Below are 13,138 nucleotides of genomic sequence, written 5' to 3' on the forward strand. Positions count from 1 at the left end.
ATCGCACTCATGAGCGGGGGAGGTGGCAAAGGCATTCGCCCGCATGGCGCTACATAATTCGCACCTCGTGAAGCGGATGAACTCACGGGTGAAATGCGACCGGCTGGCTGGCTCATTCCTGGGCGCCCATATAGGCAGGATTCGGCGTGGTCAATTTCGGCGATGTCGGGGGGGGACTACTTATGGATGGAGAGGCGGATGCCGAACAGGCAGCAAATGACCACTAGCGGGGGGTCGATCAATAGGGGTCGCCATCGAATGCGCGGGCGTGAGACGGCGCATGGGCGAGGGAATCTCAGGGCTCTGCTTGCGACGGCGGTGACGACGGTGCTCCTTGCCGCGGGTTCGGCCGCGATGGGGGCCGCGCCGGCTCAGGCCGCGGAGGTGGACAGCGGCCCGCCGCCGGCAGCGGCGTCGTACACGCTGGCGAAGAGCGCCGCGGAGACCGATGTCAACAAGAACGGCATCACCGATATGGGTGATGAGGTGGCGTATTCGTTCCTGGTGTCGAACACCGGGACGGTGACGCTGACGGATGTGGCCGTGGATGACAGCCTGCTCGCCGGGGTGGGAGTCGCGGTGACGTGTGACCCTTCGGTGCTGGCGCCGGGCGAGTCGGTGACGTGTGTCGCCGATGGCCCGTACGTGATCACCCAGGCGGATGTGGATGCCGGTGGCGTGACGAACGTCGCGACGGGCTCGGTGACCGTGCCGCCGGGCGTTCCGGCTGCCGAGCCGCAGTCCGATCAGAACTATCTGCCTACCGACCAGGCGTCGGCGATCAGGCTGGTCAAGCAAGCCGACAAGTCCCAGCTCGTCGTCGGTGACACCATCACCTACACGTTCACGACGACGAACGTCGGCAATACGACCCTGACCGAAGTGGAGATCTCCGAAAACGTCTTCACCGGCACGGGCACTCCGCCGGTGATCGGCGACTGCAATCCTGCCGACCCGGCGACCCTGGCTCCGGGGGAAGTCATGAGCTGTACCGCCACCTATGTGGTCACCCAGGCTGATGTCGACTCGGGAAGGCTCGACAACACGGCCCTCGTCAGCAGCTTGGATCCGCAGGGCAACGCGGTGACGGCGACCTCCAGCCGGTTCGTCGAGGGGCCTCAGAATCCGCTGACGACGCTGCTGAAGTCGTCGCAGGTGGCCGATGTCAACGGCAACGGGATCACCGATGTCGGTGATGAGGTGGCGTATTCGTTCCTGGTGTCGAACACCGGAAATGTGACGCTGACGGATGTGGCGGTGGATGACAGCCTGCTCGGAGGGTTCGGGATCACGGTGACGTGTGATCCGTCGGTGCTGGCACCGGGTGAGTCCGTGACGTGTGTTGCCGATGACCCCTATGTGATCACCCAGGCGGATGTGGATGCCGGCCAGGTGGAGAACACCGCCACCGCCACCGGCACCACTCGGCGCGGAACCGAGGTCGAGTCGAATCCGAGCAGTACCATCGTGCCGACGGATCGGGTGCCGGCGATCGAGTTGGTCAAGGACGTCGATGCGACGGAGTTCGTGGCTGACGACACGATCACATACACGTTCACAGCGACGAACACGGGCAACACGACCCTCACCGATGTGACCATCTCCGAGACCGGATTCACGGGTTCGGGTTCGATCTCGGCGTTGACGTGTGACCCGGCGGCGCCGGCGGTGCTGGCTCCGGGTGCGCAGCTGGTGTGCACCGCGACGTACGTCGTCAGCCAGGCCGATGTGGATGCCGGCAGTGTCGAGAACACCGCGCAGGTGACGGGTGTGGATCCGAAGGGTGACACGGTCACCGACACGGATGATGCCTTCGTTCCGGCTGACCGGGCGGCTGCGTACACGCTGGTGAAGTCGTCGCAGGTGGCCGATGTCAACAGCAGCGGGATCACTGATGTCGGTGACGAGGTGGCGTATTCGTTCCTGGTGTCGAACACCGGGACGGTGACGCTCACGGATGTGGCCGTAGATGACAGCCTGCTCGCGGCGTTCGGGATCACGGTGACGTGTGATCCGTCGGTGCTGGCGCCGGGTGAGTCGGTGACGTGTGCTGCGAATGGTCCGTATGTGATCACCCAGGCGGATGTGGATGCCGGTGGGGTGACCAATGTCGCGACGGGGTCGGTGGTCGTGCCGCCGGGTGTGACGGAGCCTGAGCCGCCGACGGACGAGAACTTCGTGCCGACGGATGGGGTGTCGGCGATCGAGCTGGTCAAGGATGCTGATGCGACGGAGTTGGTCGCTGATGACACGGTCACGTACACGTTCACGGCGACGAACACGGGCACCACGACGCTGACCGATGTCACCATTTCCGAAACCGGGTTCACGGGTTCGGGTTCGGTGTCCGCGGTGACGTGTGACCCGGCGGCGCCGGCAGTGCTGGCGCCGGGTGCGCAGCTGGTCTGTACTGCCACCTATGTGGTGACCCCGGCGGACGTGGATGCCGGCAGTGTCGAGAACACGGCGCAGGTCACGGGTGTGGATCCGAAGGGTGAGACGGTCACCGACACGGACGACGCGCTCGTGCCGGCGTCGTCCGTTCCTCTTCCGACGCCTGCATCGAAGCCGCCTATCGGCGGGCTCGCGCAGACCGGTGTGGCGGTTGGTGGGAGCCTCCTTCTGGCGGGCCTCTTGCTCGGGGTGGGCCTGCTGGCGCTCCGCCGACACCGCCAGGCGCGCGACTGACACGGCCTGTTCGGGGATGGCTCTTGTCACGAATCTGGCAGGAGCCATCCCCGAACGACGGCATCCGATCGACCTCCGTATGGAGATCGCCGGGCTTCTTCCGAGGCACTCGCAGGGCCGAACCGGGACTCTAGATGGGCTTCGCGCTGACAGCCGGTCAGAAGTCGGCGTGGAAGGAAGGCACAGTGCGCATCACCGACATGAGGCTTCGCCTCGACTGCGCTGAGCAGTCACCGGGGACGGGAGTCGAGGCTCCGGAAGATGGCAGTCCCGCACTATTGCGGGGGATGATGTTCGGCCTGCTGGCAGTTTTGCCGTTCTGGGCGTTCGTCGCCCTGCTGCTCTGGGCCGCGGTGGGGCGATGACCGGCTGGCGCTGAGTTGGTTTCGTACCAAGGGGCCGGCCTCGACGTCCGATCCTTCGTCCTCTACTCGCTCGCTGCCGCCAACAGGTTTGCGAGCCATACCCCCAGCCCGGGGTGCGCCAGACGAAGCTCCAGAAGGGAGCTGGCATCGAACCATGTCAGCGCGTCGTGCTCGTGGGGTGCCGCATTTGACGGGTCGCCGCTCCATTGGTCGACGAGAAACGTGTGCAACACCACAGCCGAATCAGCGAAATCGAACTCCACGCGGCATGGCTTGGCGATCTGGATGGTGAGTTCCTCTCTGCACTCGCGGGTGATGGTCTCTTCGGGAGACTCGCCAGCCTCGATGTGTCCACCGATCAGAGCCCAGCAATCCGGATACCATTCGCGATCGGGGCTTCGATGCGCCAGCAGCACCTGGCCGCGGCTCACGATCACGGCGACCGCTATCTCATGCATCTTCTCTCCCACGCAACCGGTGGTCGGTCGATCCGCGCTCTAGCGTCGATGAGAGTTGGCCAAATTTCGACGAGATGGTGGCGGAGAGCCGGCCGTCGCGACCGAAGCCACGCTGTGCGAGCCGAACTCACGCTCACCGAGCCAGCTTCGGGGGTTCTCCGCTGGGCGGCCTTGGCCCGCAGCCCGGGAAGCTCGCAGCCCGCCGCGGGGCTGCGCCGTTCAAGCACGGAACAGATCCAGTTCCCGGGCCTGCAGGACTAGCCAGGGGCTAAACGCCCACGGCGCGGCGCCGACGGCGGTCGCAAGCGCCTGGGGCTCTACCCACCGGTACTCGGCGACCTCGCATGGATTCGGCTCGGGTTCGCTCGAGGCTACTGCGACGTAGACCGGGCACACCTCGTTCTCAACAAGGCCGCCGGCATCGGTCGCCCGGTAGCGGAAGAGCGGCAACGCGAGCTCGATCGACTCGAGCTCGAGCCCCAACTCATGATCGGCGCGCCGGCGCACAGCGTGCAGCAGTGGCTCAGCGGGCTTCGGGTGCCCGCAGAACGAGTTGGTCCACACCCCCGGCCAGGTCCGCTTGGAAATGGCACGACGGGTTACGAGCAATTGGCCGCCGGGAGTGACCACGTGACAGGAGAAGGCTAGGTGCAGCGCCGTCTCTGGGCCGTGCGCAGCGCTCTTCGGCGCCCGTCCGATCGGCGTGCCCGACTCGTCGAGCAGAACCACCTCGTCCTCAGCAGACTCGCTAGGGAGTTCCTGCGGCATAGCGGCCTCCAGTCGCTGGATGATGCGGGAGCCGGCGCCCGTGCACGCCGGGTCCCCCGGCGAGTAACGCGGGCGAACCTGCGTCTCATCGGCTCTTTGACGGCTCACTCGCCCATGCAATAGCCGACGGCTCCGTGCGGTGAAAAGGGAAGGCCAGGGTACGGCCGGACCGGCTCCAGTGCGCTCGAAATGGACCCGAGTTCACCCCCTGTCTCATCCCACGGCAGCCTCGACGCTCTCTGGTATGAGGGTTTACGTAGGGCGGATGGGATAGATGCGATTGGGGTTATCCGCGGGTGAATTTGGCTGCCGGGCGGGGCGATAGGCGGTGGTCGCGCCCTCGCTGGGTGGTCTAATCGGCACGAACACCAGCAACCGAACCTCAGACGATTGTGGTTCCTCGCTGTTTCCTTTCACTCCGGCGACAGGACTTCCCATGACGCATTTCCGTGCCCTCACCGCGACCGCGCTCGCGGCGTCCGCCCTACTGCTGCTTGCCGGCTGCGCGGCGCCCGCGCGAGGCACCGCCCGCGCCGATGGCCTGCCCGCTTCGTACGGGGACTGCGAGGTCACCGGCGAGAAGGGCGATTACACTCTCGACACGCTGGAAGCGGGCGTGCTCCTCATGAAGGCCGATCTGCCGAGCCCCGGCTGGTACAACGGCGACACGGTCGACGACATCCGCAGCGGCTTCGACTTCTGCCTGCTCGTAAACATCGCGCACCGCGCTGGCATCGACGACGTGCGCCTTGTCATGTCTTCGTTCGACGGGCTGGTCGCCGGCAAGGCGGGCGACATGGACCTCTCGCTCAATCAGATCACGATCACCAACGAGCGTCGCGAGGTCATGGACTTCTCCGACCCGTATTTCCAGTCGACCGCGGGCGTGCTTGCGCCCGCCGACTCGGAACTCCAGGAGTCGGGCCTCGCCGACGCAAAGCTCGGCGTCAAGCAGGGTACCGTCGGCCAGATCCTCGTCGACGACGTCATTTCCCCCGCGCAGGCGCCCGCGGTGTTCCCCGGCGACGCCGAGATGCAGGCCGCCGTCGCCGCGGGCAATATCGACGCCGGCATCCAGGACCTCAGCATCGTGCTCGGTGCCGCCGCGCAGTCGAACGGCAAGCTGAAGGTCGTCGCGCAGATCGAGACCGATGAGGACTACGGCGTCATGCTGCCGAAGAACTCGCCGAACACCGCGATCATCAACAAGATCCTCGCCGACCTCGAGGCCGACGGCACTCTCGCCCGGCTGAGCGCCGTCTACCTCACCGACGCCTACGGCGTCGATCCCGCCACCATCCCCGTCTGGAACGCTGGATGACGAGCGCGACCGCACCTCTCGCGCCGCCGAGCCGCCTCCCCGGACCCGCCGACGCTGACCGCTCCAAGGCGGTGCTCTTCGCGGCAGGCCTGCTGAGCCTGCTCACGACGGCGATCGCAGGATGGGCCGCCTGGCTCACCTTCGCCGTCGCGATCCCTGGCCCGTGGCAATGGGCGCTCGGCGGGGCGATGCTCGGCGTCGTCAGCGTCGCGATCTGGTCCTTCGTACCCCTCGTCCGTGGCATGCGCGAACGGGCCGTGAGCCGGCGCGCATTCGCCGACGGCGACACCGTCACCGGCCGCGCCGCCCGGCATCGGGCGACCCACGCCGCGTGGCTCGCGATGGGCACCTGCCTCCCGGTGCTCTTCGCGGCGTTCTTCGCACTGTTCCTCCTCGCGAATGATCACGCCGTGCAAACAACCTTCTTCGGCGCCGAGTTCATGTGGCAGAGCCTTGGTGACGTCGCCGTCGGGTTCTGGCAGAACATCCAGATAGCGGTGCTCGCCGAGATCTTGGTGCTCGTCTGGGGTCTTCTCATCGCGCTCGCCCGGCTTGTGCCGGGCACGGCGGGCCGACCGATCCGCTGGCTCGCGACCGTCTACGTTGACGTGTTCCGCGCGATCCCGTCCATCATCGTCATCTACCTCGTCGGCTTCGGTCTGCCGCTCGCGCAGGTTCCGTTCTTCAGCAATCTGAGCCCACTGTGGGCCGCAGTGCTCGCGCTTTCCCTCACCTACGGCGCGTATGTCGCCGAGGTGTACCGCTCGGGCATCGAGGGCGTGCACTGGTCGCAGGTTGCGGCGTCCCGGTCGCTCGGCCTGAGCTACGGCAAGACGATGCGTTTCGTGGTCGTTCCGCAGGCGGTGCGCCGGGTCATGCCGCCGCTCCTCAATGATTTCATCGGGCTCCAGAAGGACACGGCTCTCGTGACGATCATCGGTACGGTCGACGCGTTCACCCAGGCCAAGATCTACGCGAGCAACTACTTCAATCTGTCATCGGTCACTCTCGTCGCCATCCTGTTCATCATCATCACCATTCCGCAGACGCGGTTCGTCGACCGGCTCATCGAGCGTGACGCCCGAAAACTGCGGGCGAAGGGCTGAGCCGTGGCCTTCCTCGAACTGAACGCCATCGAGAAGTCGTACGGCGAACACCGCGTCCTGCGGGGCATCAGCCTCGTTGTCGAGCGCCACCAGGTGATTTGCCTGATCGGAGCGTCGGGCTGCGGCAAGTCGACGCTGCTGCGCTGCGTCAACGGCCTCGAGACGATCTCGACTGGCGACGTCCGCCTCGATGGCGAAGTCGTCTCGGGCGAGGGCGTCGACCTCAACGCGCTCCGCCGGCGGGTGGGGATCGTGTTCCAGAGCTACAACCTGTTCCCGCACATGAGTGTGCTCGAGAATGTCACGCTCGCCCCGATCCGAGTGCTCGGCCTGCCGCACGCTGAGGCCGAGCGGCAGGCGCACGCGCTGCTCGAGCGGGTCGGGCTCGGCCACAAGCGCGACGCCTTCCCCGATCAGCTCTCGGGCGGTCAGCAGCAGCGCGTCGCGATCGTTCGCGCGCTCGCGATGAACCCCGAGGTGCTGCTGCTCGACGAGATAACCTCGGCGCTCGACCCTGAGCTCGTTGCGGAGGTACTGAACATCGTTCGCGACCTCGCGCGCGACGGCCTTACGATCCTGATGGCGACGCACGAGATGTCGTTCGCCCGGGAGGTGGCCGATTCGGTCGCGTTCCTGCACGAGGGCGTCGTGCTCGAGCAGGGGCCGCCCGAGCAGATATTCTCGGCCCCCGCCGAGGATCGCACGCAGGCATTCCTGCACAAGATCATTGAAGCCGGGAGGCTCTGAAGATGGCACGCGTCCTCGTCATCGAACACGAGGCAAACGCCGGGATCGGGCTCGTCGGCGAACGGATGTCGTCCGCCGGCATCGAGGTCGACATCGTCGGCCCCGAGGTCGGTCGCGCCGTGCCGTCCTCGACGGAGGGCTATGACGGAGTCGTCGTGCTGGGCGGCACTCCGGGGCCTCAGGACGACGACACGGCTGACTGGCTGCCGGGCGTGCGCGCCGTCATGCGTGCAAGCCTCGACCGGGAGGTGCCGCTGCTCGGCATCTGCCTCGGCGCTCAGCTGCTCGCGGTCGTCGCGGGCGGCACCGTCGGTCCGGTGCGTTCTGCCGCTGAGGTCGGGCTCTGCCAACTCCGATTGACGGATGCCTCGGTCGGCGACCCGCTCCTCGACGGGCTTCCGTCCTCGCTCGAGGCCATGCAGTGGCACTTCCTTGAGGTGCACGAACTGCCCGAGGGATCCGTCTCGCTGTGCGAGAGCGACCGCTGCGCGAACCAGGCGTTCCGCGTCGGCCGCTCCGCGTGGGGCGTGCAGTTCCACCTCGAGGCGCTCGCCTCGACGGTGGCCGATTGGGCGCTGTCCGGCAGCGAGGACCTCGAGGCCGTCGGGCTTTCCATCGACGAGGTTGTCGGACCGATGCGCGATCGCGAGGCCGAGCTTCGCGAGGTGTGGTCGCTCGTCGCCGACCGCTGGATCGGCATCGTCGAGCACGATCGTGTTGTCGCAGAGGTTCCTAGTTCGTGCGGAACTTAGTGGAACCGGACTAGCTCGGCTCGCGGGAGCGGCGAGATTGCTGAGGACCTCCTCCTCGGTGCCGGCAACCGCCATTCGGAGACGCGAGGGCCACAGGTAAGCGCCACCAGCTACATCGACGCGTGGGCAGCCCCGCACGGGCGGTGGGACGGTCTACGAGGGACACGGATCTGTCTCACTTGTTGGAGAGCCATGACGCGCCTGCAACGTTGTTGGGGCCGGATGGTGGGCAGATTCCTTTGCCTTTGCACAACGAACTGACCGCCGCGAGTATTCTCGCGGCGGTCAGTACGTGTGTTGACAGAGGTCGCCTGGTCGGGTTGGGTCAGCAGCCGGTGGTCGTATAGGTCACGTAGGTGAAGCCGGATTCGAAGTCGCCGATCGCGGTGTCGACGTTGTTGGCGACGATGGTGCCGTTGTTGAGCATGAGAGTTCCGGTCGGGGTGAGGAAGAAGCCGCCGCCGACGGCGACGGACCCGGTGGGGATTGACGGGTGGTCCAGGTACGTCAGTGAGGTGGCGTTGTACTGGTGGGCGCCGGTGCTGTCCACGTAGGTGACGTAGGTGGTCCCGGATTCGAAGGTGCCGATGGCGTTGTCGACGTTGTTCGCGACCACCGTGCCGTCGTTGAGCATGAGGGTTCCCGTCGGGGTGAGGAAGAAGCCGCCGCCGACGGCGACGGACCCGGTGGGGATTGACGGGTGGTCCAGGTACGTCAGTGAGGTGGCGTTGTACTGGTGGGCGCCGGTGCTGTCCACGTAGGTGACGTAGGTGGTCCCGGATTCGAAGGTGCCGATGGCGTTGTCGACGTTGTTCGCGACGATGGTGCCGTCGTTGAGCATGAGGGTTCCGGTCGGGGTGAGGAAGAAGCCGCCGCCGACGGCGACGGACCCGGTGGGGATTGACGGGTGGTCCAGGTACGTCAGTGAGGTGGCGTTGTACTGGTGGGCGCCGGTGCTGTCCACGTACGTGACGTAGGTGGTCCCGGATTCGAAGTCGCCGATGGCGTTGTCCACGTTGTTGGCGACCACCGTGCCGTCGTTGAGCATGAGGGTTCCGGTCGGGGTGAGGAAGAAGCCGCCGCCGACGGCGACGGACCCGGTGGGGATTGACGGGTGGTCCAGGTACGTCAGTGAGGTGGCGTTGTACTGGTGGGCGGTGCCGTTCGCGTCAACGGTTATCGAGGTGCTGGCGGTCGCGCCGGTGGAGGTGGCGGTGAGTGTGAAGGTGTCGTCGTAGTAGACCGCCTGGAGTCCGTCGAGGGTGACTTGGCCGCTTCCGTCGGTTGTGAAGGTGCGACTGCTGGTGGAACCGTCGGACCAGGTGAACCCCTCGGGGGGCGTGACGGTGATCAGTTCGCCAACAGCGGGCGTGGTGCCGTCGGTGGTGGCCTGCAGCGTGGGCGTGATCAGGCTGCAGGCGTCGGTGGCGAACGGGCCATTCGTGAATGTGAGAGTGGGAGTTAGTGAGGCCGCAGCAGCCGGGGCTGCCGTGGCGACGATGATCGCTGGAACCGCCCAAGCCGCGCCAGCCAGTACCGTACGCCGGGGGAGGCCACGTGTCTCGTTGGCTACCTCGACCTCACCTGCCGAGGAGGTAGTCGAGTCGAAGTCGTTCTGCTCGGTCATGGTGTAGTCCCTTCCTTGCGCAATTCCTCGAGAAATGCGTGGCTCGACTACATCACTTCTGCAATATTCACGGTGCACAGATCGGTGCATTTGTTCGCAAACCCGTGACCTGGTGTTCCCAATCCAATCCGCCTGGCCGCTTTTTCCTTCGAGCAGCCCGGCGACCACGAACACGCTCCGGGTGCGATATCGACCTTGCTGGCTGGGGCAGACAGCAGCGACACGGTCGTCGGGCAACGCGTTCAGCGGTTGCACACCTGTCATATCGGGAGGTCGCGTTCTCCGTGCTCGGCGAGCTGGTGACCGCTTCAGGTGCGCCGTCTGCGCAGTTCACTGGTGGCGGTCGCTTCAGGCCCGACCGCGCCGGCGATCGTGCTTAGGCCGACAGGTCCGCGCCACTGCGCCGCCTCAGCATCGGGTGGAGGGCGGGTGAATTTGGGCGCGAGAACCGGTCGTCGGCGCTGGCTTCGCGTCCGCGCGTGGTCCAATCGAAGTACGGCGACACCCCAACGCCGAGAACGCCGAGAGGCGTTCGCGAGTTGGGTGCCACAATCCGGGGGGAGGCTGGCATCCAACTCTTCTAGTGCGGGTCCGTGATTCCTCCCCAGGGCCGACCCGCCGGGGGCACCCAACCGCTGGGTTCATGGTTCGGGTGCCCCCTCTTCCTGGAACTGACGCCTCGAGCCTCGACGGCGTTGTCGGGTTCGGGTGATGTGCGGGATGAAAATGCCCCCGACTATGCAGGAGGCCCGCGTTTCCTGCTGCATACCCCGTATGGCGTCGCTCGGCTCGGTAGGGAGCAGAGAATCGGGCCGATGGCGGGTGACGGCGGCGGAGGCGGGCTCTGACCCACGCAGATGAGAACGTCAAGGGATTGCCTGCCAGAAGCCATGGCATGGCTAGCATTCGCAAACTGGTATGCCGTTTGGCGCGGGAAGGGTCGCTCGTGAGATTTGACATGCGTCGTTCACTCGCGCGCGACCTGCGTGCGATCGGCAATGCACAGCGGTGGGCATCATGGCTGCAGTTCCTTCTGGTCACGATCGTTCTTCTGCCGGCATATGTGGCTGACCATCAACTTTGGGTGCTCGTCGTGCTCTTGACTTCACTGACCATCGGAGCGCTCGCATTTCGCGTGCGTGCGTGGATCGACCATCGGGTGTTGTGCGTCCGCGGTCACTTGCGAACACATCATGTCGTGCTGGACGATCTGGAAACCTTCGTCGCGCTCACGTATGCCGGTGCCTGGACCGGCGGAGTGTCGGCCGACTGGTTTCTCCTGTACCAATTGGACGCTGAATATCGCGGCTTCGCGAGATCTCAGTCTCTCCCGGCGACGATGTGCACCAGAGCCCGAGCAATACGACTGGAGGCCGCGCTCAACGCGATGCTGCCAAAGGGGACCGGGTCGATGGTCGGCGCGTGACTGACGGGGCCTGAGTCTGGTCGGCGAGCACTTAGCGCATACCTCGCATTGTCCGGGGCGGGCCGTTGCAGGGGCTCACGATCGCTCCATCTGACCCTCACCTAGTGCCGGATCCGGCGGTGCGCCGACTCCGGTCGACAAGCTCACGCGCCGGCACACCACGCGAGGTGTCCTGTCGACGCCTACCTACGCGTGCGCGACCCACCGGGACTGCGCCTGCACCCCCTCCTAGTGCAATCGCACCCCGCCCCCTGACGCCTCAGGCAAACGAAGTCCCCACCGGCTGCACCGGCCGGACGTTGTGGGCGGGTATCGGCGTTGTCGCGTTCGCAGTCGTGGCACTGCTGCGTTCGCGGGCCCGGCGATAGCCGTCTGGCTCCTCCCAGATCTTCTGCGGTGAGCGCTCACCGCTTCAGGCGGCCCACCCCTCCTCAGCAGCCTGAACCCACGTGCATGTGCCCAAATGAGACCACACCGCGAGAATTGCCCCTATCGGGTGATATTCGGGGTGGATTCTGGGGCAGAAACTCTGGACAAAGTGCCGGTTGCGACAGTGGGGTGGTCTAATCGGGGCAGGGCGAATTCGAGCCGCGGAGAACGTCGACACGCGCTCGACAGTGTGATGCAACGCTCCGAGGCTAGGTGGGCATGTATCCAACCCATTGGTGCCGTCACGTCCTCCAAAATGCACAATTGCGCCCGGCCGATAGGAGGACGGTGGTACCTACCAAGGGCGTGGTGACAAGCCCGCCGATCAGGACAACGGCCGGCATCTCCATGCGATTCGAGATCGACGCGGAGTCGGTGACCAGCTGGGACCGCGAGCCCGGCTCCGCTCGGGCCCGGGGGAGGCGCAGCACCGGCGAGCGGCGACATCGCCGACGGGCCCTGCTCCACGCCCGTCCTCTCACCGCGGCAGCCTTGTTGCTTCTCGCGGCCCCGAGCTTGCCGGCGTGCGCCGCGGGATCTGCCGCCGGCGCGATTGATGCTCCAGCGCCTGCGGCCACGCGTGGCGCGGATTCCGGCGTCGTGCGCTTGCAGTCACTCCCGATCGGCGCGCCCGCGCTCGCGGGTCGATGGAAGATCGAGCTCGGTGCCGTGGCGTGGGCGCAGAGGGATGAGATATTGGCGGCAAACGTAGCCCCCGCCCCACTGCCGGAAGACTACGGGTGGGCGCTCCTGCCGATCACATTCGTCAACCTCAGCGACGAGGCCGCAACACCCGGGCAGTTCGAGGTGATTCTCCACGCGGGGGGCTGGGACGTCTCGCATCGCGAAGTGGGCCGCTTTCTCACGAGAATGCCCGCCGAGTTCCATCCGACCGAACTCGAACCCAACGCCAGTATCACTGGAAACCTCGGCTTCTGGCTGCCAGATGCCGCCACCGCGGATCCCAAGTGCCGGATCGAGCTGCACACGATGACTGGAGGTTATGGCTCAGATCCGCAGGTCTTCTGGTTCACGTGTTCATGAACGCCAACTTCCGCACGCATCGAGGATCCTCCCCTTGACCCAGAACCTGAACACCCCCGGCGGCCTCGACCCGCGGCCGCTGACGCGCCGAGAGCTTCGCAAGCTGGATCAACGCTGGCCCCACCTGACCGACTTGGGTCGGCTGCTCCTGCTGCTGAAGGTCACGGCTTGGCTGCTCATCGTCGGCGCGGTGATAGGAGTCTGTGCCATCGCGTACAGCTTCATGGTGTTCTCATAGTCGGCGCAACCAACTTCGCACCGCCATAGGGACCTCGTCGCGATACTGTGCCGGATAGACGACCTTCCCCAACTGACACGTGCATAAGAACCCGGGACGCGCAGCTTCGGACTCGCCAGTTGCCGTCCCACTCTCGCTAGCCACCACGTCGGAACACGCCGACGTGGCG

12 protein-coding genes are annotated in these 13,138 nt (G+C 66.0%); 9 read left to right on the forward strand and 3 right to left on the reverse strand.

All coding sequences use genetic code 11. The features are described 5' to 3' along the window. The first annotated feature begins 318 nt into the window (after positions 1-318). Both ACN9MP_RS02325 and ACN9MP_RS02330 read left to right on the forward strand, forming a co-directional pair. Positions 319-2,688: a DUF7507 domain-containing protein gene (locus ACN9MP_RS02325; protein ID WP_426323585.1), complete on the forward strand. Its 2,370-nt coding sequence runs from the start codon at positions 319-321 to the stop codon at positions 2,686-2,688. Between the two features lie 185 nt (positions 2,689-2,873). Next, on the forward strand, positions 2,874-3,053 hold the full coding sequence (locus tag ACN9MP_RS02330; protein ID WP_426323587.1) for a hypothetical protein: 180 nt from the start codon (positions 2,874-2,876) through the stop codon (positions 3,051-3,053). A gap of 62 nt (positions 3,054-3,115) precedes the next feature. Here ACN9MP_RS02330 and ACN9MP_RS02335 read toward each other — a convergent pair whose 3' ends face one another. Further along, on the reverse strand, positions 3,116-3,511 hold the full coding sequence (locus ACN9MP_RS02335) for an NUDIX domain-containing protein (RefSeq protein ID WP_426323589.1): 396 nt from the start codon (positions 3,509-3,511) through the stop codon (positions 3,116-3,118). A 219-nt stretch (positions 3,512-3,730) separates the two neighbouring features. Next, entirely contained in the window at positions 3,731-4,279 is a 549-nt protein-coding gene (gene idi, locus ACN9MP_RS02340) for an isopentenyl-diphosphate Delta-isomerase (RefSeq protein ID WP_426323590.1), read from the reverse strand. Between the two features lie 436 nt (positions 4,280-4,715). Here idi and ACN9MP_RS02345 point away from each other — a divergent pair, with 436 nt between their 5' ends. Genes ACN9MP_RS02345 through ACN9MP_RS02360 form a run of 4 tightly spaced genes read left to right on the forward strand, consistent with a single transcriptional unit; the run spans position 4,716 to position 8,205 of the window. Continuing rightward, on the forward strand, positions 4,716-5,600 hold the full coding sequence (locus ACN9MP_RS02345; protein ID WP_426323592.1) for an ABC transporter substrate-binding protein: 885 nt from the start codon (positions 4,716-4,718) through the stop codon (positions 5,598-5,600). After that, positions 5,597-6,706 (forward strand): amino acid ABC transporter permease, encoded by a 1,110-nt coding sequence (locus ACN9MP_RS02350; protein WP_426323594.1) that lies wholly within the window; start codon positions 5,597-5,599, stop codon positions 6,704-6,706. Before ACN9MP_RS02345 ends, ACN9MP_RS02350 begins: the two co-directional genes overlap by 4 nt. Before the next feature lie 3 nt (positions 6,707-6,709). Next, a complete protein-coding gene (locus ACN9MP_RS02355) occupies positions 6,710-7,453 on the forward strand; it encodes an amino acid ABC transporter ATP-binding protein (RefSeq protein ID WP_426323596.1) in 744 nt (247 codons plus the stop codon). A 2-nt stretch (positions 7,454-7,455) separates the two neighbouring features. Further along, positions 7,456-8,205, forward strand: a complete 750-nt coding sequence (locus ACN9MP_RS02360; RefSeq protein WP_426323598.1) for a type 1 glutamine amidotransferase — start codon at positions 7,456-7,458, stop codon at positions 8,203-8,205. A 325-nt stretch (positions 8,206-8,530) separates the two neighbouring features. Here ACN9MP_RS02360 and ACN9MP_RS02365 read toward each other — a convergent pair whose 3' ends face one another. Continuing rightward, positions 8,531-9,832 (reverse strand): hypothetical protein, encoded by a 1,302-nt coding sequence (locus tag ACN9MP_RS02365; protein ID WP_426323600.1) that lies wholly within the window; start codon positions 9,830-9,832, stop codon positions 8,531-8,533. A gap of 946 nt (positions 9,833-10,778) precedes the next feature. Here ACN9MP_RS02365 and ACN9MP_RS02370 point away from each other — a divergent pair. From ACN9MP_RS02370 to ACN9MP_RS02380, 3 genes are all read left to right on the forward strand, one after another. Next, entirely contained in the window at positions 10,779-11,258 is a 480-nt protein-coding gene (locus ACN9MP_RS02370; protein ID WP_426323602.1) for a hypothetical protein, read from the forward strand. Between the two features lie 1,029 nt (positions 11,259-12,287). Further along, entirely contained in the window at positions 12,288-12,731 is a 444-nt protein-coding gene (locus tag ACN9MP_RS02375; RefSeq protein WP_426323603.1) for a hypothetical protein, read from the forward strand. A gap of 34 nt (positions 12,732-12,765) precedes the next feature. Continuing rightward, a complete protein-coding gene (locus ACN9MP_RS02380; protein ID WP_426323605.1) occupies positions 12,766-12,969 on the forward strand; it encodes a hypothetical protein in 204 nt (67 codons plus the stop codon). Positions 12,970-13,138 lie beyond the last annotated feature (169 nt).

It is taken from the genome of Microbacterium sp. E-13 (assembly GCF_049912955.1).
Taxonomy (GTDB): domain Bacteria; phylum Actinomycetota; class Actinomycetes; order Actinomycetales; family Microbacteriaceae; genus Microbacterium.